17 protein-coding genes and 1 pseudogene are annotated in these 22,610 nt (G+C 71.2%); 5 read left to right on the top strand and 13 right to left on the bottom strand.

Annotation, left to right across the window (positions count from 1 at the left end; genetic code table 11):
• Positions 1-2 precede the first annotated feature (2 nt).
• From ACWD3C_RS17825 to ACWD3C_RS17815, 3 genes are read right to left on the bottom strand one after another with little or no spacing between them, the layout of a single operon-like run.
• Positions 3-1,280, bottom strand: a complete 1,278-nt coding sequence (locus ACWD3C_RS17825; RefSeq protein ID WP_451144876.1) for an alpha-glucoside ABC transporter substrate-binding protein — start codon at positions 1,278-1,280, stop codon at positions 3-5.
• Positions 1,277-2,572, bottom strand: a complete 1,296-nt coding sequence (locus ACWD3C_RS17820) for a hypothetical protein (protein WP_451144874.1) — start codon at positions 2,570-2,572, stop codon at positions 1,277-1,279. Before ACWD3C_RS17820 ends, ACWD3C_RS17825 begins: the two co-directional genes overlap by 4 nt.
• Positions 2,485-4,839 (bottom strand): tetratricopeptide repeat protein, encoded by a 2,355-nt coding sequence (locus tag ACWD3C_RS17815; protein WP_451144872.1) that lies wholly within the window; start codon positions 4,837-4,839, stop codon positions 2,485-2,487. The genes ACWD3C_RS17820 and ACWD3C_RS17815 overlap by 88 nt, the downstream gene beginning before the upstream one ends.
• A gap of 381 nt (positions 4,840-5,220) precedes the next feature.
• Here ACWD3C_RS17815 and ACWD3C_RS17810 point away from each other — a divergent pair, with 381 nt between their 5' ends.
• Positions 5,221-6,456, top strand: a complete 1,236-nt coding sequence (locus ACWD3C_RS17810) for a hypothetical protein (protein WP_451144870.1) — start codon at positions 5,221-5,223, stop codon at positions 6,454-6,456.
• A gap of 73 nt (positions 6,457-6,529) precedes the next feature.
• Positions 6,530-7,461: pseudogene (locus ACWD3C_RS17805) on the top strand (glycosyltransferase); the annotation flags it as partial.
• Between the two features lie 109 nt (positions 7,462-7,570).
• Here the strand turns inward: ACWD3C_RS17805 and ACWD3C_RS17800 are convergent.
• The 3 genes from ACWD3C_RS17800 to ACWD3C_RS17790 form a co-directional block, all read right to left on the bottom strand.
• The gene (locus ACWD3C_RS17800; protein WP_451144868.1) at positions 7,571-8,386 is read right to left on the bottom strand and encodes an SAM-dependent methyltransferase; all 816 of its coding nucleotides are present in this window, start codon (positions 8,384-8,386) and stop codon (positions 7,571-7,573) included.
• 80 nt (positions 8,387-8,466) lie between these two features.
• Positions 8,467-8,679 (bottom strand): DUF397 domain-containing protein, encoded by a 213-nt coding sequence (locus tag ACWD3C_RS17795; protein WP_451145060.1) that lies wholly within the window; start codon positions 8,677-8,679, stop codon positions 8,467-8,469.
• Between the two features lie 85 nt (positions 8,680-8,764).
• Positions 8,765-9,640, bottom strand: a complete 876-nt coding sequence (locus ACWD3C_RS17790; RefSeq protein ID WP_451144866.1) for a helix-turn-helix domain-containing protein — start codon at positions 9,638-9,640, stop codon at positions 8,765-8,767.
• Between the two features lie 347 nt (positions 9,641-9,987).
• Between ACWD3C_RS17790 and ACWD3C_RS17785 the strand changes: the two genes are divergently transcribed.
• Both ACWD3C_RS17785 and ACWD3C_RS17780 read left to right on the top strand, forming a co-directional pair.
• On the top strand, positions 9,988-10,575 hold the full coding sequence (locus tag ACWD3C_RS17785; protein WP_451144864.1) for an ATP-binding protein: 588 nt from the start codon (positions 9,988-9,990) through the stop codon (positions 10,573-10,575).
• Between the two features lie 104 nt (positions 10,576-10,679).
• On the top strand, positions 10,680-11,009 hold the full coding sequence (locus tag ACWD3C_RS17780) for a hypothetical protein (protein WP_451144862.1): 330 nt from the start codon (positions 10,680-10,682) through the stop codon (positions 11,007-11,009).
• Between the two features lie 202 nt (positions 11,010-11,211).
• Here ACWD3C_RS17780 and ACWD3C_RS17775 read toward each other — a convergent pair whose 3' ends face one another.
• The 7 genes from ACWD3C_RS17775 to ACWD3C_RS17745 form a co-directional block, all read right to left on the bottom strand.
• Entirely contained in the window at positions 11,212-11,808 is a 597-nt protein-coding gene (locus tag ACWD3C_RS17775; RefSeq protein WP_451144860.1) for a GTP-binding protein, read from the bottom strand.
• Complete coding sequence (locus ACWD3C_RS17770) at positions 11,789-12,163, bottom strand: DUF742 domain-containing protein (RefSeq protein ID WP_451144858.1); 375 nt, start codon at positions 12,161-12,163, stop codon at positions 11,789-11,791. Before ACWD3C_RS17770 ends, ACWD3C_RS17775 begins: the two co-directional genes overlap by 20 nt.
• The gene (locus tag ACWD3C_RS17765) at positions 12,156-12,584 is read right to left on the bottom strand and encodes a roadblock/LC7 domain-containing protein (protein WP_451144856.1); all 429 of its coding nucleotides are present in this window, start codon (positions 12,582-12,584) and stop codon (positions 12,156-12,158) included. Before ACWD3C_RS17765 ends, ACWD3C_RS17770 begins: the two co-directional genes overlap by 8 nt.
• Before the next feature lie 98 nt (positions 12,585-12,682).
• Positions 12,683-15,493 (bottom strand): sensor histidine kinase, encoded by a 2,811-nt coding sequence (locus tag ACWD3C_RS17760; protein ID WP_451144854.1) that lies wholly within the window; start codon positions 15,491-15,493, stop codon positions 12,683-12,685.
• A 193-nt stretch (positions 15,494-15,686) separates the two neighbouring features.
• Entirely contained in the window at positions 15,687-16,871 is a 1,185-nt protein-coding gene (locus ACWD3C_RS17755) for an NAD(P)/FAD-dependent oxidoreductase (protein WP_451144852.1), read from the bottom strand.
• A gap of 153 nt (positions 16,872-17,024) precedes the next feature.
• On the bottom strand, positions 17,025-18,635 hold the full coding sequence (locus ACWD3C_RS17750; RefSeq protein ID WP_451144850.1) for an amino acid adenylation domain-containing protein: 1,611 nt from the start codon (positions 18,633-18,635) through the stop codon (positions 17,025-17,027).
• Positions 18,632-20,563 carry a beta-ketoacyl synthase N-terminal-like domain-containing protein gene (locus tag ACWD3C_RS17745; RefSeq protein ID WP_451144848.1) on the bottom strand — a complete coding sequence of 644 codons (1,932 nt, stop codon included), beginning with the start codon at positions 20,561-20,563 and terminating at the stop codon, positions 18,632-18,634. The genes ACWD3C_RS17750 and ACWD3C_RS17745 overlap by 4 nt, the downstream gene beginning before the upstream one ends.
• 650 nt (positions 20,564-21,213) lie before the next feature.
• Here ACWD3C_RS17745 and ACWD3C_RS17740 point away from each other — a divergent pair.
• Positions 21,214-22,242, top strand: a complete 1,029-nt coding sequence (locus ACWD3C_RS17740; RefSeq protein ID WP_451144846.1) for a GAF domain-containing protein — start codon at positions 21,214-21,216, stop codon at positions 22,240-22,242.
• Positions 22,243-22,610 lie beyond the last annotated feature (368 nt).

Raw genomic sequence — 22,610 nt, 5'->3', positions numbered from 1 at the left:
GGTCACCCGCCGGGGCCCGCGCAGATGTTCTCGGCCGGCTGGAAGGAAGGGTCGTCGGCCGACTCCTCGGCCACGTGGAGGCGTATGGCCTCCAACCGCTCCAGCAGCGAGTCGAGAAGCTTCTCCGTGCGGAACCGGAAGAACTCCAGGACCGCGCGGTGGAAGGCGTCCCTGAGCTCGGGCGGCATCACGTCCGAGGCGTCGAAGCAGAGGGTGCGGGCGTCCGAGGTGAGCAGGGCGTTGATCTCCTGCTCGGCTGGGTTCGCGGGCGCCGTGGGCGTCGGCTCGGTCGTGGCCGGGAACAGGGGGCGCACCTCCGGGTCCGCCTCCGCCCGCCACAGCGCCCGCCCGGTCGGGCCCGACAGCCGCTCCACGAGTTCCTGGGCCGCCGGGTCGTCGCTGAAGACGGCGGCCATGTCGCCCGCTACCTCGTACATGTCGCGGTACGCGGGCGGCCCGCCAAGGAACCGGGCCGACGGCTCCACACGGACGTCGTCGTCCGCGTAGACGTACCGGATGAAGGCGCTCTGGTGCTCGTGCGTGCAGTCGAAGCCGGGGGAGTTGAGCAGGCCGCGCGGTCCGTCGGGCCCGGACGTGCCCTCGTACGAGGTGGTGAGGGACCGTTGGATCGAGTCCGGGGGGTGCTCGCCGAGCAGTCGCGCCCAGGTCGTCCAGGCCCGCCGGACGGCCGGGTCCTGCCAGCTGAGCCTGCTCGTGGCCCACTGCCGGTAGAGCTCCGGGCCCGCCTGGTGGAGCAGGATGTCCTCGACCCAGTCGGTGCCGGGCCAGCCCGAGGTGGCCTGCGAGGCGAGCCCCACGCACCACGTCGGATCGTCGCCCGGCGTGCCCGCCTTGCTCCACACCAGGCTCTTCAGGTCGACCTTCAGCGGCACCCAGTACGTGCGGCGTTTGCCGTCCACGCGCAGCGTCGGTGCCCACGGAAGGTACGCGCGCTCGATGGTCTCGGCGGGGAGGGGCTTCAGCTGGTCGCGGCGGGCGTACTCGGTGAGTTCGCCGATGCTGTTGAGGATCGCCACGTCCGGCGGGTCGTCGGCCTCCAGCTGTGAGACGAGCGTCTCGCGCAGTGAGCGGGTGCCCTCGTACGTGTACGTCCTGCCGCTCCCGTCGTCGAGCCGTTCGAGGGTGGCTTCGAAGGCCTTGCCCTCCTCACCGGTCCACGGGCCCAGGACGACGAGCGGTGCGGGGGCGTCCGAGGCGCAGCCGGGGACGAGGGCGAGCAGGCAGGCCGCGACGACCAGGGTGCGCAGGACACGGTTCATGTGACGGCTCCCGGGCGGGCCACCACGAGGTACTCGCGGCGGTAGATGTGCAGGGCGCCGCCGACGACACCGGCGCTGACCAGGCCCGCGGGGAACACGAAGGGGGCGGCCCCGTCCAGGAGGGCGAGCCGCCCGTCGTCGAGGCCCTCGTCGAGCCGGTCGTCCAGCACCTCGATGGAGTACGGGTCCGGCCCGTCGAAGGGGCGGTCCTCGGCGACCGCCTCCGTGTCGGGCGAGGTCCGCTCGGCGAGCGCGTCCGCCACGGGGACGGCCTCCGCCTGCGCGTGCTGCGCGAGCAGCGCGTCGGCGGTCAGCAGCGGTACGGCGAGCAGGGGCAGGGCGGCGACCGTCAGCGGAACGCTGAGCCGGATCCGGAAGTTGTGGCGCAGAAAGGCCACGGTCCGCCAGAGCCCGGCGGCGAACAGCACGAGGGCGAGGCCGGAGACGACGGCGGCGGTGAGTACGCCCCCGCCCCAGCCCGCCCGGTCCGCGAACCGTTCGCGCAGTTGCCGCTCCAGGCCGGACACCCGGTCCACGATCGAGGTCGCGCTCGGGCCGGTCGTGGGCGGGCACGGCGGGTAGCGGTCACCGCTGTCCGCGGCGGTGACCGGAGCCGAGCAGAGCATGCTGCGCGCATAGGTGAGCTCGGCCTCCCGCAGGACCGGGTCGGCCGCGTGCCCCTGGGCCCGCCCGATCCGGTCCGTGTAGTCCACGACCAGCCCGGACACCACACGCAGCTCCTGCTCCTCCGCCACGGTCAGCGCTCCGCCGCGCGCGACCTGGTTCAGGCTCTGGGTCGCCCGCGCCACCCGTGTCCGGTACCGCTCGCCGAGCCCGCTCAGCTCCACCGCACGGCCCTCGTCGAGGGTCTCCACGGCCTCGCCGTGCGCGATGAACAGCGACGCCTCGGCGTTCGCGAGATCGACCAGCGCGGGCGCCAGCCGGTCCTGTACGTACGCCGAGTCGCCCCGCACGTCCGCGTAGGCCCAGCCGAACGTCCCGAAGGCCACGACGGCGAGCAGGGGGAGTGCGACGAGGCGGTCCCGCAGATACACGCGGTTGCGGCTGCCGTCCGCCGTCGGCCATGTGTAACGCCGGAGCCGGCGGGCGAGTTCGGCGGCGACGGCACGGCCGGCCCGGACACCGCGCCGCAGGCGCACCGGCGGCCGGGTGCCGGCACCCGCGCGGAGCCCTCCGGCCCGGTTCACCGACGGACCGTCCGGGTGTTCGGCCCCGGCGACGGCGTCCGGGCGACTGTCCGGAGCCAGTTCGTGATCCTCTTTCCGAGCCATGGGCTGTCCCTGTGGTGCCGGAAGGCGAGCGGGCGGACCGCGTAGGCGTGGTCCAGCAGGGTCTCGGCGACGTCGTCGTCCTCGTCGTCGTCCTCGGGGGCGGCGGAACGGGCGGCCTGGTGGGCGAGGGCCAGGTAGAGACGGGACAGGTCCTTGCTCAGGCCGGGTTCGTCGGACGGCAGACCGAGCCGTACGTCGGCGCCCGCGGCCAGCTCCGCCAGGCCCGGCGCGTCGAGGGCACCCCGCGTCAGCGCGTCCCGAGCCGCCTCCCACACCTCCGCCGTCATCCGTTCCCGGGCCTGCTCGTCCGTCAGCCCGTGCGCGTGGAAGAGCCGGGCCAGCCGCTCCAGCACCTCGCGGAGCCGCTCGGTCACCTCGTCGGGGCGCTCGGCGGTCCGCAGGTGCTCGACTCCGATGCGCACAGCGGCCGTACGCGCGGCAGTGCGGTGCCGTGAATGCTGCGGCACCGCGTCCAGCGCCCGCACGGCGTCGCCACGCGCCCGCTCGTCGTCCAGCGCGAGCCGCGCCCGCACCGCGCCGAACGCCGCGCTGCCCAGCGACGGGTTGCGCAGCCGCACCGCCTCGTAGAACGTCAGCGCCTCGTGCCACCGGCCCAGGCGCTCGGCGCAGTAGCCGAGCGCGAGCTTGGGCGCGTACTCGCCCGGGATCGCCGCGAACACCAGGTCGAAGTGGACCCGCGCCGCGTCCACCTCGCCCCGCCCGAGGGCGAGCAGCCCGCGGTGCCAGTCGAGCCGCCAGTCGTACGGGGCGCGCTCCGGCCCGATCAACGCCTCCGCGGACCGCAGCTCCCGCTCGGCCGCCTCGGTCCCGCCCCCGGGAACCCTCAGCCGTACGCGGCAGCGCAGCAGATGGACCTCCGGAGAGTCCCGCCAGTCCCCGGTGTGCTGCAGCAGCGCCTCCGGAGCGGCGTCGGCCAGCCTGCTCAGCTCGGCGTGATGGTCGTCGTACGGATCGGGGCGCGGGACGGGCAGCCGCTGCGCGACCTCGGGAGGCGACGGCGGCGTGTACGCCGTGGGGGCGTCCGGCGCGGTCCACCGGGCGAGGGGCGGCGCGGACCCGAGCGCCCCGTCGAGGGCGTACGGCGACTGCAGGAAGAGCGGCGACGGTTCGAAGGTCTCCGTCCCGGTCCGCAGTGACCGCAACTCCCGGAACACACCTCGCAGTTGCTCCTCCATCTCGCGTGCCGTGGCGAACCGCTCGGCCCCCTCGGTCCGGGTCGCACGGTGCAGCACGCGGGCGAGCGACAGGAGGCCGAGGCCGTGGGGTGGGGGCGCCGTCATGCGGAGGGCCTCCAGGGACTCGGGGGCGTCGGGGGTGCCGGGAGCATCGGGAGTGCCGGAGTCGCCCTGCGCGTTCAGCCGATCGAGCATGTCCAGGGAGCCCAACTCCGCCAGATCCTCCGGCGATTGCCCCAGCCCGCTCAGCCGCCGCAGAGTCTCCCCCAGGCTGAACAGGTCGTCCTGGCCGGTGGATTCGCCGTTCGGGCCGACGGTCGGGGCACGGAACCCCTCCGTGGTGAGCCCGGGATGGCCTGCCGGGCGCACGCTCCCCACGTCGACGATCTTCGTCGTGGTGCCGTCGTGCATGACGTTGTCCGGCTTCAGGTCGCCGTAGACCCTGCCGAGCCGGTCGCCGTGCAGATACCCGAGTGCGGCGAGGACGCGTACTCCGTAGGCGAGCACGAACTCGTGGAAGCGGACGCCGCCGAACTCGTCCGGGTTCACCTGGGCCCGTGCCCGCACCTCCTCCAGGGTGAGCCCGTCGACGTACTGCAGGACGAGGAAGTCCCCGACCTCGGGATGGTGGCCGTAGTTGAAGACCCGGATGATGTCGTGATGGCCGAGGTCGACCAGGGCCCGCCGCTCCCGGACCAGGGCGCCCGCCGTGGCCGCCGCCTGCTCCGGATGCAGGATCTTGATGGCGACCTCGCGGTCGTCGACCTTGGTGTCGTGCGCGAGGTAGACCTCGCCCATTCCTCCGTAGCCGAGCGGCCGGACCAGCCGGTACTGCCCGGCGAGGAGCTGCCCGTGCGGCAGCGGGAGCCCGTCCGGGGCGTCACCTCGGGACACCGCCCGCTCCCGCAGCGTGATCGTGGGGAGCAGGGTCGGATCGGGACTCTCCGGGGGAAGCTCGACGCGCGCGGCGCGCAGGACGATCGGCTGCGCGGCGACGACCAGCGGTCCGAACGACCCACTGGAGTCCGGCAGTTCACCGGACGCGCCGCCCCTGCTCGAAGCCCCCTCCATGCCTCCTCAGGATAGACGCGGGGGCCGGAAATGACCCCGTTGTCGCATGGGGAGGTGATGTGTCCAAGTGTCCCCGGGAGGGGGCACGTCGTCGACTGCGCGGGCCCTTGACGGCCCCGAGCGGAGTTGCCACACTCGCCGCCCGCTTTAGAAACCGCTTGCTGTCTCGCCTGTCGTGCGCCGGGACACTACGTAGAGCCGCGTTGTCCCAGGTCAGGTGTACCGCAATCTGTGAATCGATTCAGTCGAACAGGTTCGACATGCATGACGAAGCAGAAGCGCAGCAGCAGGTGTACGAACCCCAATAGGCCCCCCACAGGAACCCCCCACAGGAACCCCCCACAGGAACCCCCACGAGAACCCCCCATAGGAGAAGACGAGATGGGACGCAGAGCCGCACCTCACCTCACCCGCGCGACCGGAACGACCCGCAGGAGGCGGGCCGGTGTCGCCGCCGTCTGCGCCACCGCCCTGCTCACCGGTGCCGCCGTGCTGACGGCACCCGCGAACGCGGCGCCGGCCCCGGCGACCGACACCGTGGCCGCTGCCCCCGCCCAGGCCCTCGCGGCCTGCGGCGACGGCTCGTACCAGGCGGAGGCTGTGCTCAGTGGCAGCACCTGGACCGCCCGGCGCGGCAGCAGCGTCGTGTACACCGGCACCGACATGCGGGCCGCGATGCAGGCGGCCGTCAACAGCCTCACGTCGGGCCGGACTTCGAAGGAACGGGTCGTCGTGCGCGGCTCGGGCTCCATCAGCGCGGGGTCACGCGTCTCGCTGCCGAGCTACACCGTGCTCGACGTGTGCGGCACGATCAACGTCACCGGCAGTGGCTCCGGCGACCAGGCCCCGGTCTACGCGCGCGGCGTGCGTGACATCGAGGTCCAGCACCTCAACCTCACCGGCGCCCCGCTCTACGGCATCTTCATGCGCAACGTGCAGAACGTCGTGCTCGGCCAGATCGACATGCGCCTGTCGCGCGGGCTCGGTGTGCGCATCGACAACCGCGGCGACACCAGCCAGTGGACGCGGAACGTCCGCATCGACAACGTGTACGTCTCCGGGGCGAGCAACCACGCGGTGGAGACATACGGCGTCGACGGCCTCACCATCGGCACCGTCACCGCCCGCAACGTCGGTTACTCCGGCCTGCTTCTCAACCAGACCATCAACGCCACCGTCGCCAAGGTCGACGCCGAGGGCGCGGGCACCGGCACCGGCTACGCGGCCTTCCGCATGGCCAACCGCAACGGCCGGGTCGGCAGCTCCTACCCCACCAACATCCGCGTGGGCGAGGTGATCGCGCGCGGCGGCGGTCGCGGCGTTTTCTGCGTCTCCGAGAGCGGCGGCGCCGTCATCGACCGGATCAACCTCACCAACACCGGCAACAACGCGATCCTGATCGAGAACTGCTACAACGTGAACATCGCCGCCCAGAGCGGCAGCGTCTCCGGCGGCGGCGAGATCCGCCTGGCCGCCCGCTCCGAGTTCCCGAACAACCGCGACATCACCGTCCAGAACCTCACGGTGACCAACTCGTCCATCAGGGAGAGCCCCTGCGGCGAGAACACCACGTTCCGCAACAACCGGCTCGTCAACAGCAGCCAGAACATCTGCTGAGCGCGCGCCGTGCCGGGGCGGCGTCCGGGATTCGCTCCCGGCGCCGTCCTGGCGGCCGTTTGACCCTCCCCTGGGCACGGATCTGCCCCTGTTGTCGACCACCACGGCACCCCTCGGCTGGCACATCACCGAAGCAACAGGCACCCCCGGTCTCGGCGTCTACCTCCAACCCACCGCGCCCACCGGCGACTTCCCACCCGTCGTCACCGGCGCCCGCTCGCTGGGCCGCCTCGGCAACCGCGCCGCCGGACGTTTCGCGCTCCGCATGGCCGGCCGGGTCTACGGGCAGGCGGTCGTGGAGCTGCGCCGCCGTCTCGGACTGCCCCCGGCCACCGCCTCCGCGATACGCCGACGGCGGAGTCCGTGAACTGGCCCGTCCTGTACGGCTTCAGTACCGCGCTCGTGCCCCGCCCCTCCGACTGGCGGCCGGGCCTGGAGGTCGTGGGCAACTGGTGGCCCCACCTCCGCGATTCCGAGCGGCTGCCGGCGGACGTCGAGGACTTCCTGCGAGCGGGGCCCCGGCCCGTGTACGTCGGCTTCGGCAGCATGGCGGCCGGTGACGGGGAACGGCTGAGCGACATCGCCGTACGGGCGCTGCGGCGCGCCGGGCTGCGCGGCAGCCTGCAGCGCCGGGCTCGCGGCCGACGGCGACGACGTGCTCACCATCGGGGACATACCGCACGCCCTGCTGTTCCCCGGCTGGCCGCGGTCGTCCACCACGCCGGTGCGGGCACCTCGGCGGCCGCCCTGCGGGCCGGAGTGCCCGCCGTCACCGTGCCGGTGACGGCGGACCAGCCGTTCTGGGCGGGTCGGCCGGCCGCCCTGGGCGCCGCCACCGCGCCCATCCCCTTCAGGTCCCTCACCGCCGAACGTCTGGCCGACTCGCTCGGCCGAGCCGTACGGCAACAGTCGTACACACGCGCCGCCGCGACCGCCGCACGGCACATGCTGGGGGAGGACGCAACGGGTCAAGTCATGAAGGCGGTACGGGAATTGACGGGGTAAGTCAGGCAGGACAGGGGGCGCGGGGCTGTGACATCACGCGGCTCCGCCACGTGGGCGCGCGACCCCCACAACGGACCCGCAGGTCAAAGACCGCGCCCCCAGCGGAGCGCTACGGCTTGCGTGCAACCGCCCCGTACATGGCGATGTCCTCGTCCCGGATGCCCTGCTCGCCCGTGCCGTCCGGGCGCCACTTGTGGACCTGGACGATGCCGGGCTCGACCAGTTCCAGGCCCTCGAAGAACTCGTGGGCCTCGTCGATGGTGCGCAGGCGCATCGGCATGTTGCGGGCGGCGTACTCGCGGGCGACGCGGCCGACCTCCTCCGGGGCGAACTCGGCGGTGCCGATGGTCATCGCCAGGTAGCTGCCGGAGGGGAGGGGATCGAGGAGGCGGCGGACGATGCCGACCGCGTCGTCCTCGTCCAGGACGAAGTGGACGATGGCGATCACGGTCAGGGCGACCGGCTTGGACAGGTCCAGTGTGTCGAGGAACTCGGGGGCGCCGAGAACGGCCTCCGGGTGCTGGAAGTCGGCCTCGATGTACGCCGTCTTGCCCTCGGGCGTGCTGGACAGCAGGCCCTGGGAGAGCGTGAGGACGATGGGGTCGTTGTCCACGTAGACGACCCGGGACTCGGGGGCCACCGACTGGGCTATCTCGTGGAGGTTGGGCGAGGTCGGGATGCCGGTGCCGATGTCGAGGAACTGGCGCATCCCCGCTTCCTCGGCCAGCCAGCGCACCGCGCGGTTCATCCAGTCGCGGTTGGCCCGCATGTGGATCGGCAGGGCGGGCCACTCCCGCGCCATGGCGTCGCCCGCTTCCTTGTCGGCGGGGTAGTAGTCCTTACCGCCGAGGATGTAGTCGTAGATGCGCGCCGAGTGGGCGTTCTCGGTGTCGATGCGGTCGGCAGGCCATCCGTTGTCGGGCACGCGGCCCCTCCCATTCCGGGTCGTGGATCTGAGTGAACGTCTGAGTGAAAGTGGTGGACGCTCAGTAAAAACAAGGCAGTTCAGAGTAGGAAGTCGGCCTCACCCGCCTTCACGCCGGTCAGGAAGCTCGTCATCTCGTTCGGGGTGAAAACCAGGGCCGGGCCGTCGGGATCGGTCGACTGGCGAACGGCGACCCGTCCGTCGGCGAGCCTCTTCACCTCCACGCAGGCGCCGCCCGCGTCGTCGCTCCACGGCTTGGCCCAGCCGCGGACGCCGAGGTCCCGGGACGGCATGCCGTTGTGTATGGGGTGGCTGCCCGAGTGCGGGTTGCCCGAGTGGTGGTTGATCGAGTGAGGGTGGCTGCTGGGGTGGTGCACGTCAGAGCTCCTTGCGTATCGCACCGAGGAGGGCCTCGGTCTTTCTGGCGGGCGCCGACTGGGCGCCCAGCCGGTCCAGGGCCTCGCGATAGACCACGACGTCGTCCGTCTTGTCGAGATACACAGCGCCCACCAGGCCGCTGAGATAGACGATGTCGGGCAACTCGCGTGCCCTGAACCGGAAGAGATGGAACGCGCCGGCCCGCATCGCGGGATGCGGGCCGTTCCCGAACGGCATGATCTGCAGCGTCACGTTCGGGAGCGCGTTGACCTCGATCAGATGGTCGATCTGGGCGCGCATCACCGCCGCGCCCCCGACCGGCCAGCGCAGCACGGTCTCGTCCATCACGACCCACACCCGCGGCGGCGCCTCACGGGTCAGCAGCTCCTGGCGCCGCATGCGCAGCGCGACCCGGCGCTCGGTCGCCTCGGCCGGGGCGTGCGGATTGCCCGCGCCCAGCAGGGCGCGGGCATACGCCTCGGTCTGCAGCAGCCCGTGCACGAACTGGGACTCGTACGCCCGGATCTGGAGCGCCGCCTGCTCCAGGCTCAGATAGGCGGCGAACCAGTCCGGCAGGACATCCCGGTATGTGTGCCACCAGCCGCGCTTGTTGGCCTCGCGGACCGACTTCAGAAAGGTGTCGATCTCCTGCTGGTCCCGTACGCCGTACGTCTGGAGCAGCTTCTCGACGTCCGGGAGCCGGAGCCGGGCCACCTTGGCCGCCTCCATACGGCGGATCGTGGAGTGACTGACCCCGATCGTCCTGCCCGCCTCCTCGAACGACAGCCCGGCGCGGGTCCGCAGCTCCTCCAACTGCTTGCCCAGGATCATGCGCAGGACGGAAGGAGCGCCGCCCCAGTCGGTCTCCGCGGTCACGCCTTACCCCCTCACACCGGGTGTCGAGGTCGGAGTCTTTCACGATCAACTGTGGCCATCATCGGCCGCCGGGGCAGCATGCACCCGATGAATTGCAATTTTCAACTTGCTGGTTGCGGAGCGTTGTTGGCAGGTGTCACAGTGGACGTACCGTACCCGCCGGTGAAGGAAGCGGCTGGGCAGCTCCGTTGGGGGAGATGGGGCTGCGACTCGGCACCCTTCGTCGCGTATTGATGCCGTGAGATGAGTGAGTTCTCGCTCTCGCCTCTCGCGGTGCCTGGCGTGAAGCCGGTCGGCGCGGCCCCGGCACCGTCCCTGGTGCGAAGGCAGACGAAAGGCGAACGGCGATGGCTCCGCCCTCCCTCCCCCAGCCATTGAGCCGCCCGTCCGAACGGCCCCGGGTGCCGGGGTCGGCGACGGCGGACGAGTACCCCGACAGAGAGGCCCTGTTCGGCCTGCCCGCGACGCCGGCGTCGGTGGGTGTGGCCCGTGCGACCGTGCGTGAGCTGCTGGGTGAGTGGGGCACGGGCGACGAGACGTGCGACAACGCGATGCTGGTGGTTTCCGAACTCGTCACCAACGCGCTCACCCACTCGGCGAGCGACTGGATCATCTGCCGGCTGCGTGCCTTCGGCGAACGGCTCCATATCGAGGTCGAGGACCAGAACCGTGGCCGCACCCACCCCGCCCGGCGCCAGGCGGACCCCGACGATCAGGGTGGTCGCGGGCTGCTGCTGGTCAGTGTGGTCAGCCGTGACTGGGGGGTGGCGGACTCCGCGGACCGCTCCGGGCGCGTCGTCTGGGCCGAACTCGCTCCGGAGGAAGGGGAGTTCACGGACACCGAACTCCCGTCGGCCTCCCACCTCGACCGGTCCGTCCCCCGCCTCGGCCGAAGGGCCCATGCCTCATGGAACGACAGCACACCCTGGATCTGAGTCCACCGCTCGCGCACGGGCGCCGTGCAACGCGGGCATACGGCCGGCTGCCGGGCCGGTTGCCCATACCCCCGGACCTTCAGCCCCGTCTGGGGTGCGACGCCGTGGGTACGACGCGGGAGCACGGGGAGCGGATCATGCGCTCCCTGCCCCGTATCGGCTGTGTCTTCGCCGACGACGAGCGTTGGTGGTGGGTCGTTCCCTCCGGCTCCCACATCGGCGTGACCTGGCCGTCCACCACCAGCTACGTGATCGGCGCCCAGTTCTACGACCCGTCCTGGACCGCGACCCGCCCACGCCCCCGTCCCGACAGCCTCCTCCTCATCCACAGCCCCGAGGGCGACACCCCGTACACCCCGCCCATCCCCCTCTACTTCCTCACCTGCCGCCTGGCCGGCAGCGCGCCGCACTGGTCACTGGGCACGGCACGCTGAGCCGGGGGGGCGAAAACGAACGGCCGTAGGGGACGGCCTAGGGGGTGTTTCGAAAGTCCTGTGCGGTGCCCGCGGTGTCCGGTGCGTGCTCTCGGCGTGCCGGACGAAAGCTCTCGTACTGGATGTACTTGGGCTTTCGGCTGGTGCGGCGAGAGTGCGTGCCGGGCGCCGTGGGTGCTGTGCGGGACTTTCGAAACACCCCCTAGCGGCCCTCTACCGCCGCCAACCGGGCCGCCGCCTGCTTCCGGGCCGCCTCCAGGACGGCCAGGAGCACCGCCTTGCTGGAGCCACGGTCACGGACGTCGCAGAGGACGACCGGTGTGGAGGGGTCCAGGTCGAGGGCCTGGCGGACCTGTTCGGTGGTGGCTTCGCGGCGGCCGTTGAAGCAGTTGACGCCGACCGCGAAGGGAATCTCGCGGGCCTCGAAGAAGTCGATCGAGGCGAAGGACGCGTCCAGGCGGCGGGTGTCCGCCAGGACCACGGCCCCGAGGGCACCCGTGGACAGGTCGTCCCACATGAACCAGAAGCGGTCCTGACCGGGCGTACCGAAGAGATAGAGCACCAGCTCCGGAGAGATCGTGATCCGGCCGAAGTCCATGGCGACCGTGGTCGAGGACTTCTTCTCCACGCCCGCCAGATCGTCCACACCCACGCTCGCCGCGGTGATGCGCTCCTCGGTCTCCAGCGGGGCAACCTCGCTCACCGAGCCCACCATGGTGGTCTTGCCCACACCGAATCCGCCCGCGATCAGGATCTTCAGCGCGGTCGGCAGGACCGGCTCAGAGTTGACGGATACCATCCATCACCCTTTCGATGAGTTCCACGCTCGGCTGCTCGCTCAGCGCGGGCGGGGACTGAACAATGATCAGCTCGGCGTTGAGCAGGTCCCCACAGAGCACCTTCACCACGCTCACCGGCAGGTCCAGCTGGCCGGCGATCTCCGCCACCGCCACCGCGCGATCGCGGCACAGGGCGAGGATCGCCATGGCCTCCGGCTCCAGATGGTCATGGTCGTACTCGTGCTCCGAGCGCGAGACGACCAGCGTGATCAGCGTGAAGTGATGCTGACTGTGGCGCGTACGACCGCCGGTGATGGCGTAAGGCCGGACATGGCGCCCGGCCTGCTCGTCGTCGAGCCACCTGGGTTCACGCATCCTTGACGTAGCCGGAGGGGGTATCCACACGCGGCGCGGCACTCAGGTACTTGCCCACCTGCTTGACCAGCGTGCCCATCTCGAAGGCCATCATCCCGACGTCCACCTCCTCGGAGGCGATCGCGGCGAGCCGCGCGCCCCGGCCGGCGGCGGTGACGAAGAGGAACGCCCGCTCCATCTGGATGACCGTCTGCTGGACCTCTCCGCCGTGGAAGTGGCGTGCGACGCCCCGGGCGAGGCTGTGCATGCCCGAGCCGACGGCGGACAGGTGCTCCGCGTCGTCCCGCCGGATGTCCTTCGACTTGCCGATGAGAAGGCCGTCCCCGGACAGCACCACGGCGCAGCGGATCTCCGGTATCCGTTCCACGAGTCCGTCCAGGAGCCAGTCCAGCTGGGGACCGGGTTGTACCTGCTCAGTCATTCCTGAATGTTCCTCACAGTAAGTCGGCGCCGGGGGAAGCGCCGGTCAGCTGGCGCCTTGGGGGGTGCGCCACATCCGTGTGGCAACTGAGGCGCCCGTCAGTTGGCGTCGGGGTCGCGCGATGATGCCGTCCGGCCGTCGGGGCCGTCCGCCTCGCCGTCCTCGGAGAACTTGGCCCGCTTCAGGCCCTGCTGAATGGCGATCATGGCCCGGGCCGAGGCGTCGGGGGAGAGACCGCCCTCGTCGTCGTCCCGCCCGCCCTGGTGCCCCGCCTCTTTGCGCAACTGCTGCGCGAGGCTGGCACCCCGGGTCCGCTGCGGCAGGACCGTGGGAGTGGTGAGAGGGCCGGAGGAGTCCCGGGGCGTGGCGGCCCGACGGGTTTCGGCAGCGAGCCTGGTCGGGGCTCCGGTGTCAAAACCCGTACTCGTACTCATACCTGCACTCGTGCTCGTACTGGCGCTGAGTCCCGCGCCGACACCAAGTCCCGCATCGGAAGCAGAGGCAGCACCAGAACCAGAACCAGGACCAGAACCAGGACTCATACTCGCACCGGAGCGCGATCCGGACTCGGACCCGGACCCGGCCGAGGCCTCGGCGCGATGGACGGGATGCTCCTGCGGCGGAGTCCACCCGCCCGGACCGGGCTCCCCGGCCGACGGGTGATCTGAGGCGGGTGGCAACAGACCTGCACCTCCGTAATCGGGGAACCCGCTGTAGTCCGGCATCCGGGTGTGCGTCAGCGTGTCCCCGGCGGTGGCCGAGCCCACGGCCACCCCGGCGAGCACCTGGGAACCGCCGGAGGTCCCGGACCCGCCCCCGCTCCCGGCGCCGACTCCGGCAAGCGCGGTCTCGACGACGGTGGAGGGGATCCCGGCGCCCGCGGTGTCGGACGACGCCCCGATCCCGGCGCGCTCGCCCGGTGTCGGCACCGCGCGGCCCGACGAGACCGCGGCCGACTTGAGCTGGTCGAAGACCGGCGAATCGATCTCTTCGAGCAACTCGGCCGGCAGCAGTACGACGACGAGCGTGCCGCCGTACACGGACTCGCGCAGCTCCACCTTGATCTTGTAGCGCTCGGCGAGCCGCGCCACCACGAAGTGGCCGAGGCGAGGGTCCTCGCCCAGCGCGGTCATGTCGAGCTTGGGCGGGTGGGCGAGCAACTGGTTGGCCTGCTCGCGCAGTTCGTCCGGCACCCCGAGGCCGTGGTCCTCGACGTGCACGGCCAGGCCCTTGGCCACCTTCGTCGCGCTGATGAACACGTGCGTGTCCGGCGGCGAGAAGCTGGTGCCGTTCTCGATGAGCTCGGCGAGCAGATGGGTCACGTCGGCGACGGCCCGCCCGGCCAGGGCGAGGCGCCGGTCCGCGGGCAGGTTCTTCACCTTGACCCGGGTGTACTGCTCGGTCTCCGCGACCGCGCTGCGCATCACGTCGGTGACGGAGACGGGCGCGGTCATCCGGCGGCTCGGCGGGGCGCCACTGAGGATCACCAGGTTCTCCGCGTGCCGCCGGACACGGGTGGCGAGGTGGTCGACCTTGAAGATGTCCTTCAGCAGGTCGGAGTCCTCGTGCTTGCGCTCCAGGTCGTCGAGGAGCGAGATCAGCCGGTGGATCAGGATCTGCGTACGGCGGATGAGCTGCGCGAAGACCTTCTCGGAGCCCTCACGGCCGAGGTTCTGCCGGATGGCGGTGTCGGCGGCCACCCGGCCCAGGTGGTCGATGGCCGAACCGAGCCGCTCCACCTCGTCGGTGGCGTGGCGGGGCCGGTCGGAGAGCGGCTGGGGTTCGACGCGCTCACCGCGCTCCAGCCGGGTCAGCAGCTCGGGCAGCCAGATGCCCGACAGTTCCTCGGTCTTCTGCTGGAGTTCGGTGAGCCGGTACCGCATCGAGCGCCGGCTGCGCAGGGCGAGCAGCGCCCCGCCGACCAGGGCGGCCAGGGTGGCGGCGGAGCCCAGGAGCAGGCCCAGCATCAGGTCGTCGGCGCGTTCCGCGCCCTCGTCGGCGATGCCCTGGACCGCGTCCGAGCCCAGCGTCCGCAGGTCGCCGATCACGGCGTCGGCGGCGGCCGTCCAGTCGGTGGCCCGCCGGGGCAGGGCCGAGCCGCCGGCGCCCGCGACCGCGTTCTCGACGGTGCCGACCGTGGCCCACTGCGAGGTCTCCCGTATCTCCCCGTACGCCGAGGACCCGCCCGCGGGCAGATCGCGGGAGGCCAGCGTGGACCGCAACTCCCGCTGGACCGCCAGATACTGGGCGAACTGGGCGCGGGTCTGAGCGCTCATCCGGCGCGAGGACAGCGCGCCGGAGACCAGCGCGTCCTCCCGCGAGAGCATCTCCGTCAGCCGGACGAGAGCCGTCGTGGCCGCGCCCGCCTGCGCGAGGGCTCCGTCCTCGCTGCGTACGGCGGACGCGAGCAGGTCGGTGGAGTTGGTGACGGCGCCGGTGAAGTACTGGAAGGTACCGAGGGCGTCGAGGCTGCGCTCGTCGATCGCCTTGCGCCGCTCCGCCAGGTTGTCCAGCGCCTCGTCGAGCTTGTCGGCCCCGTTGCTCAGGGCCGAGGTGTCCAGCGCGGACTCGGATGCCGAGCGGTACGAGGAGACGGCCTCGTCCGTCTCCTCACGGGCCGCGTCCAGGTCCTGCCGGGTCTTGTCGCCGCGGCTCGCCTGCCAGACGGCGGTCAGCCGGCGCTCCTCCTGCAGCCGGGTCAGCAGGGCCTGTGCCGGGGCGGCGACCGACGAGACCCGGTCGGACTCGGCCTGCGCCTGTATCTGCTCGTCGGCGAGTCCGGCCGCCGTATAGCCCCATACGCCGGTGGCGAGGACCGCGGGCACGACGAACGGTACGACGAACGAGTACCGGAGATTCTTGCGGGGGGCGGACCGATGACGTGTCCGCCGGTCTCGGGTGCCTGGCATCTGATTCCTCGTACGACAGCGAAACACTGGTGACGGTAGGGGCGGTGGTGCGTGGTGCCCGAGATCCCCCGCGCGCCGCCTTGACACTGCGTTGGCAAATGTCAGCGGCCTGGTGAACCGTACCAGGCCAGCGCCTCACCGTCAGCATCCGCTTGACCACAACTACCGGCATGAGCAGCGTAGTTGACGAAGATCACAGAAGCGCTAGCAACTTGGGGGTGTACAAGGCGCTCACGGACCCGATACCGGCGACCGTGTCGAAGTAGATCGAGGTCAGCTCCGGATCCGTCTGCACCGCCCGGAGCAGCGACAACCGGTGCTCGTTCGGCGCCAGTTGCGCCACCCCCAGCGTGGCCTCGTATCCCGGGGTGAGCGCGCCGTCCCGCTCCTGGGCGTACTCCCGCAGCGCCGCGTCGAGCCGTGCCGGGTCGTGGCCGAGGACGTCACCCGCGTGTTTCACGAGCGATTCCACTTGCTGGAAGGCGTCGCTGATTCCCCGTGCCGTGATGGAGTCCTTGTGGTGGCCCGAGTCACCGACCAGCGCCCAGCCGGGGCCCATGGCCTGCCGGAAGTAGTTCTGCTGGTTACCCGTCCCGCGCAGCCGCTCGACCGGTTCCTTCCCCTCCAGCCGTTCGTACAGCGCCGGCGCGGTGGTGCGTATCTGCCCCATGTATGCCGGGTGCGCGTTCCCGCGCACCTCGTCGAACCGGGACTGCGGGAAGTACGCCAGGACCAGCGTCGCCCCGTCGTGGGTGGCCACGGCGGCCACCCAGCTCCCGGGCCGCTCGTACAGCTCCATCGTGGCCGGGACGCCCTCCCAGTACGCGTAGTACGCACACGTCAGCCGCTCGTCCTCGACCGTGAAGGGCGCCCCGACGAGCCCGGCGACCGTGGACCGCATCCCGTCCGCGCCGATCACCAGATGGGCGCGCTCGCTGAACGCCTGCCCGCCGTGTCTGCCCTCGACCCCGACGACTCGCCCGTCCTCGTCGTACAGCAACTCGGTGACCTGGCACTTCTCGCGGTACTCGACCCCGGCCGCGACCGCCGCTTCGATCAGGATCGGGTCCAGCACCGTGCGCCGCGGCGCGTACCCGGCCCGCTGCCCCTCAACGCCCCGGGCACACCCGTCGAGCCGCACGTCGGCCACCTCGTACGACACCCGGTCCAGTGGCGGGCACCCGGAGGCACGCAAGGTGTCGAGCAGCCCCCAGCGCGCCAGAGTCGCCACGCCCGGCTGGTGGATGAGGTGCGTGGAGAGTACGTCGGTACCGAAGGCGGCCTTGTCCAGCAGAAGGACCCGATGTCCCGCGCGGGCCAGCAACATGGCAGCAGGAGCTCCGGCGCAACGCGCCCCTACCACGATGGCGTCGAACATGTGGGTGCCTCATTACGGGGGTTGGGGAGTAGGGGCGCCCCGATAGGGGCGCGGGGCTGTGACATTGTGCGGCTCCGCCGCGTGGGCGCGAGCAACCACAGACGGCCCGCAGCCATCCACGGCGCTGACCCGTACGGCGCTCACCCGGCACCCTCAGCGCGAGCGCAACCGCTCGGCCAGGGCCCGCCGGTCGATCTTTCCATTGGTGTTGAGCGGCAACTCGTCCAGTACGGCGATACGGCGCGGCAGCATATACGGCGGCAGCCGCTCACCCAGTCGCGCGAACAACGCGTCGGGATCGGAGCCGGCGCCACTGACCACGGCCTCCAGTTCCGGTTCGCCGTCCGCCGCGGGCACGGCCAGTACCACGGCCTCACGTACACCCGGCTGCTGCCGCAGCATCGCTTCGATCTCCCCGAGTTCGACGCGGTGCCCCCGGAGCTTGACCTGGTGGTCGGTGCGGCCCAGGTGCACCAGGTGGCAGTCGCGCAGGGCGACCCGGTCGCCGGTGCGGTACCAGTGGCCCTCGGCGATCTCCTCGCCCGGGGTGAGGTCGAGGAAGCGGCCGGGGTTGTTGGCCGGGTCCAGGTAGCCGGGGAAGCGCTGGGGGCCGCGTACGCACAGCTCGCCGTTGTCGGAGGGCTCGCCGCTGTCGTCCAGGAGCAGGATGTCGAGTGTGGGGTACGCGTTCCCGATCGGCGCCGTGCCGTTGGGGGTGTCGGGCCAGTCGGCCGGGTCGGCCGGGAAGCGGTACGCCGTGCAGGAGATGGTCAACTCGGTCGGTCCGTACAGCACTTCGACCCTGCTTCCGGGCGCTGCCGTCTGCCACTCGCGGGCCGCCGTCAGGGGCAGCGCCTCGCCGCCGAAGATGCTCCACCTCAGCGTCGGCATGCTGCCGGGCTTGAGTGTGCCGAGCCGGGAGGCGAAGGAGATCAGTGACGGCACCGAGAACCAGTGGGTGAGCCGCAGGTTGTTGACCGTCTTCACCGGCGACAGCAACTGGCTGAGCGCCGGCACCACCAGCGTGCCTCCGCCCGCCCAGGCCACGAACAGATCGTGCACCGAACCGTCGAAGGTGATCTCGAACGTCTGTGACAGCCGGCTGCCCGGCCCGATCTCGTAGCGGGACGCCACCTGCTCCAGACAGGCGGAGATGTTGCCGTGGGTGATCGGCACACCCTTGGGCGTACCGGTCGATCCGGACGTGAAGATGATGTACGCCAGATCGTCGGCCCCGACCCGCGGGTACTCCATGTCGGGCTGTGGCTCGGCGGCCAGAGCCGCCAGCTCCCCGGGCGGTACGACGAGCCGGGGCATCCCGAAGTCGTCGTCCCCCGGAGCGTCGGCGAGGAGCAGGTCCAGCTCCGCCGCCTCGGCGATGCCCTTGGTCCGGGTCGCGGGATGCTCCGGGTTGAGGGGGACGACGGCCGCGCCGATCCGCAGGATCGCCAGGTATCCGGCGTACGCGGTCACCGACCGGCCGGCCAGCAGCCCGACCCGTCGCGGCGGGACACCGGCGCCCGCCGCGACCAGCCGCGCTGCCAGCCGCTCCGCGAGGTCGCGGAGTTCGGCGTACGTCAGCTGCTCGCCCTTGACCTCCAGGGCCGCGCAGTCGCCGAACTCGTCGGCGGACAGGGCGAACCAGTCGTACAGGGGCCGCGGCCGGCCCTTGCTCGGTTCATCCGTGCTCGGTCCGTCCGCGGTCGACAGATCGCTCTCGGCACCTTCGCCCCCGTCGGCGCCTTGGATCCGTTGTTCTCTCATCGGGTCGCGGCCTCCAGGGCCTGTGTCCACTCGCGTAGTTCGCCCACGGTGCGCAGGCGGCCGAACTCCTCGGGGTCGACCTCCTGGCCGGAGCGCTTGGTGAGCTCCACGACGATACGGAGCTTGGCGAGGGAGTCGATGCCGATCTCGGTGAGGGTGGAGCCGTCGTCGAAGCCGGTGCGGGCGTGCTCGCGCAGGACCCACGTGGACAGGTCGCCGTTCTCCTCCGCGGGTGCCTCGCCGGGCCAGTACCGCTTGGTCTGCCAGGGGTAGTGGGGGAGGGGTACGTAGCGGGCGCCCTTGCCGAACTCGCCTTCCCAGTCGACGTCCTGGCCCTCGCGGTAGCGGTCGGCGAGCGGGGAGGAGCCGCCCGGGGTGCCGGTGAGGGCGGCCACCAGTTCCTCGTGGGTGGCGCCGACGACGGCCATGCGGTGCTCGTGGTGCTGGCGGCGGGTGGCCGCGCTGAAGCAGATGTCCCGGACCGAGTACGTGGCACCGGGTCCGTCGGGGGCGAGGTACTCGGCGTACGAGCGGGCCAGCGCGTCGAGCGCGGCCGGCGTACGGGCCGAGAGGGCGAGGACGTACGGCGTGCCGCGTTTGGGTTGCCTGCCCTTGGGCTTGGGGGCGTCGGCCTGCCGTATCACCACATGGGCGTTGAGGGCCGAGGAGCCCTGTCCGGAGATGCCCGCGATGGTGGGCCGGCCGCGGTCGGGCAGGTCGTGCAACTTGCTCGGTATCGCCAACGGCAGCTTGTCCCAGGCGACATGGGGAGTGGGCTCGTCGTGGTGGAGGCTGGCGGGGACCTGTCCGTGCTCCAGGCACAGCACGGCCTTGATCAGCCCGGCGAGGCCGCCGGCCGCCTCCGCGTGGCCGATGTTGGTCTTCACCGAGCCGACCAGCAGCGGCCGGTCGGCGGGCCGTCCGTCGCCCAGCACCTCGCCCAGCGCGTCGAGTTCGAGTGCGTCGAAGACGGGGGAGCCGGAGCCGTGCGCCTCCACGAAGTCGACGTCGGCGGGGTTCAGCCCGGCGTCCTCGTATGCCCAGCGGAGCACCTCGATCTGCCCGGTGAGCGACGGGTTGAGCACCGTGTCGCTGGTGCGGCCGTCATTGCCGAGGGCGCTGCCCTGAATGACGGCGCGGACACGGTCGCCGTCGGCGAGGGCGTCCTTGAGCGGTTTGAGTACGGCGACGGCGACGGCGTCGCTCGGGGCGTGGCCGTCGGCGCTCGCGTCGCCGAACTTGCTGCGGCCGTCGGCGGACATGCCCCCGGCCGCGGTCATCACGACCCCTTCGTCCGGGCGGAGTTTGAGGTTCACCCCGGCGACGAGGGCCACGGGGGACTCCCGGGCGCGCAGGCTCTGCACGGCCTGGTGCACGGCTGTCAAGGAGGCCGAGCACGCCGTGTCCACGACAACGCTGGGGCCGCGGAAGTCGAAGAAGTGGGAGAGCCGGGCGGACAGCAGCGAGCGGAAGTTGTTCAGTTGGGCGGCCGACATCGCGTCACCGCCCTGACGGAGCGCCAACTCCAGGTAGTCGGCACGGGCGTTGCCGACGAAGACCCCGGTGCGACTGCCGGCCAGTGCGTCGGGCCGCTGGCCCGCGTCCTCCAGCGCCTCCCAGGCCGTCATCAGCAACAGCCGCTGCTGCGGGTCGAGTTCCACGGCCTCGGTGGGGGACGTCCCGAAGAACTCGGCGTCGAACTCGGCGACTTCGTCGACGTAGCCGGCGCGTCGGCTGGCGAGCTTGCCGGGGCCCGGATGGGGGTCGTACAGGGCGTTCACGTCGTACCGTTCAGGTGGGGTATCGCTCGTGGCGTCCTTGCCCTCTCGCAGCAGGGCCCACAGCTCGTCGGTCCCGGCCGCTCCCGGGAGACGGCAGGCCATGCCGATGACCGCGACCGACCGTGCGTCCACGTCCGACCTCTTCAACGGAACTCTCCTTCGCTGCCTCGTCGATGTGCGTGCGTCCTGGCGCGTCTGACGCCCGTCCCGCCACCGGGGATCTCCCGGGTGCGGGCGGATGAGAACGGACTACATGGTGGTGGGGGCTGTCAACACCTTCGTCACCGGGCCGTCGCTCTCAGCCAGGCACGTCCAAACCCGACCGTGTCGGCGGACGGCCGGTCCGGATGCTGCACCGTGGCGCTGTGCGTTCAGTGGATCTTGGCGTGAAACCGCCTCGGGCGCCAGGGTGTTCCATCCCACACTGGAGGCGGGGCGGCCGCAGCTCCGACTGCTCGTGACCCACCGCTGTCAGCCCTCTCTCCCACCCGAACGCGCATACGAACGTCGAAAACCGGCCCCCCGGACGATTGTCTTACGCAAAATCGTTTCCGCTCGTTTCCCGATCAAGGATTGGCGAGAAGTCGTCGCTGGTGGTTGAAACCTGTAAAAATTTGGACAGTCTCTGAGATTGGGCACCCGCGGCAGGCGACGGCGGAGGGGCGATCGGCGGGCGGTTCGGGAGACACCCAGTCAAGTCGCCACGGTGCTCCAGGTGTTGAAGACGAGACGCACGAGACGGAAAATAACGGGTGCGGTGGTCCGCGGAGGGCAAGGTTCTGCTTTCATCTGACTTCATGGATCCCCTGACGACATCCGACCAGGCGCGCGCGGCGAGCGAGCAGCGGAAGCTGCGACTGCAGGTTCTCGGCCTCAACAACGTCGAGGCGGAGGCCACCTTCGACCGCGTCGCCCGGCTCGCGGCCAGCTTCACCCGGTCTCCCCTGGCCATGGTCAACTTCATCAACGACGAGCGGCAGATGTTCCGGGGCATGTACGTGCCTTCCGCCTCGCCCGACGAGAAGCCGAATCCCGACAGCGGGGGCATAGTCTTCGATCTCAGCGACATCGCCCGGGAAGCCCCCAACGACTACGGCTTCTGTCCCCACGTGGTGGCCCAGGGGTCCCAACTCGCCCTGGACGACGTCTTCGACTACCCCAGGTTCAAGGGCAACCCGCTGGTCAACGACATGGGCGTGCGCTCTTACCTGGGCACTCCGCTGCGGGACAACAGCGGCATGATCCTCGGCACCGTGTGTGTCGCCGACACCAAGCCGCGGCACTGGGACCGTGAGATCCGTGAGGGCATGCAGGAGCTCTCCGAGACGCTGCTCGCCGACTTCAAGCTCCGCGACAGCCTGCTGGCCCAGCAGCAGGAGCTCTTCGCCGTCTTCGACGGTGCGCCCTTCCCCATCATGCTCACCGAGGGGCCCAACCATCTGCTCCGCTACGCCAACGGCAAGCAGGGCACCGCGTTCGGGCGCGTCCCCCAGTTCAGTCCCGGCCGGATGGCGCTGCCCGGGCTGGAATCGATCGGCGTTTTCAAGGCGATGGACGAGGCGTACCACACGGGGCGGGCGGCCACCCTCGGGCGGGCCCAGATCACCACGTACGACTTCCCGCAGCCCCAGGAGTTCAGCTTCCTCTGCACCCCCGTCCGTACCTCCCCGGGCGCCCCCATCAGTGGTGTCCTCACCGTCGCCATGAACATCACCGGCCAGGCCTACCCCGGCGCGGAGCAGCAGGCCTTCGCGGCGAACGTCCAGGAACGCTTTGAGCGGTTGGGCGCGGGTGGGATTGCCGGGGCGTTCCCCGGAGGCTCCTAGGGCCGAAGCCGAGGGGCGACGAAGGCCTGGGCGTCCCCGCCCACGGGGCACGTCCGCGCGCGTCCCGGCTCCCTGGGGCGTTTCTCGCCCCCGCCGCCCCTACCCGTCCCATCCTCCAGGGGCTCCGCCCCTTCGACCCCGCCGGTAGGGGGTGGATGGTGTGGCTTGGTTGGGGGCTGCGGGTTGTGTGTGGCTGGTCGCGCCCACGCGGCGGAGCCGCACATCGATACAGCCCCGCGCCCCTGAAGGGGCGCGGCTTCGGCACAGTCTGCAACCAGTCGGCCCGCCCCCGCGCCAAGCCTTTTCAGCCCCGGCCAGGCACCCCCAGCCCGTCCGGCGCTTGAGGACGAGGCCGTTCAGGCCGATCC

Source organism: Streptomyces sp. NPDC002845 (assembly GCF_053591955.1).
The sequence above is the reverse complement of the archived record's forward strand: the minus strand, read 5'-3'. Positions and strand labels throughout refer to the sequence as shown.

Bases quoted from the DNA above. Each gene is read 5' to 3' on its own strand.
- ACWD3C_RS17810 (WP_451144870.1), top strand. From the start codon at position 5,221: ATGGGACGCAGAGCCGCACCTCACCTCACCCGCGCGACCGGAACGACC.
- ACWD3C_RS17770 (WP_451144858.1), bottom strand. From the start codon at position 12,163: ATGCGTGAACCCAGGTGGCTCGACGACGAGCAGGCCGGGCGCCATGTC.
- ACWD3C_RS17825 (WP_451144876.1), bottom strand. From the start codon at position 1,280: ATGAACCGTGTCCTGCGCACCCTGGTCGTCGCGGCCTGCCTGCTCGCC.
- ACWD3C_RS17765 (WP_451144856.1), bottom strand. From the start codon at position 12,584: ATGACTGAGCAGGTACAACCCGGTCCCCAGCTGGACTGGCTCCTGGAC.
- ACWD3C_RS17755 (WP_451144852.1), bottom strand. From the start codon at position 16,871: ATGTTCGACGCCATCGTGGTAGGGGCGCGTTGCGCCGGAGCTCCTGCT.
- ACWD3C_RS17775 (WP_451144860.1), bottom strand. From the start codon at position 11,808: ATGGTATCCGTCAACTCTGAGCCGGTCCTGCCGACCGCGCTGAAGATC.
- ACWD3C_RS17820 (WP_451144874.1), bottom strand. From the start codon at position 2,572: ATGGCTCGGAAAGAGGATCACGAACTGGCTCCGGACAGTCGCCCGGAC.
- ACWD3C_RS17740 (WP_451144846.1), top strand. From the start codon at position 21,214: ATGGATCCCCTGACGACATCCGACCAGGCGCGCGCGGCGAGCGAGCAG.
- ACWD3C_RS17750 (WP_451144850.1), bottom strand. From the start codon at position 18,635: ATGAGAGAACAACGGATCCAAGGCGCCGACGGGGGCGAAGGTGCCGAG.
- ACWD3C_RS17815 (WP_451144872.1), bottom strand. From the start codon at position 4,839: ATGGAGGGGGCTTCGAGCAGGGGCGGCGCGTCCGGTGAACTGCCGGAC.
- ACWD3C_RS17795 (WP_451145060.1), bottom strand. From the start codon at position 8,679: ATGCCGTCCCGGGACCTCGGCGTCCGCGGCTGGGCCAAGCCGTGGAGC.
- ACWD3C_RS17760 (WP_451144854.1), bottom strand. From the start codon at position 15,493: ATGCCAGGCACCCGAGACCGGCGGACACGTCATCGGTCCGCCCCCCGC.
- ACWD3C_RS17785 (WP_451144864.1), top strand. From the start codon at position 9,988: ATGGCTCCGCCCTCCCTCCCCCAGCCATTGAGCCGCCCGTCCGAACGG.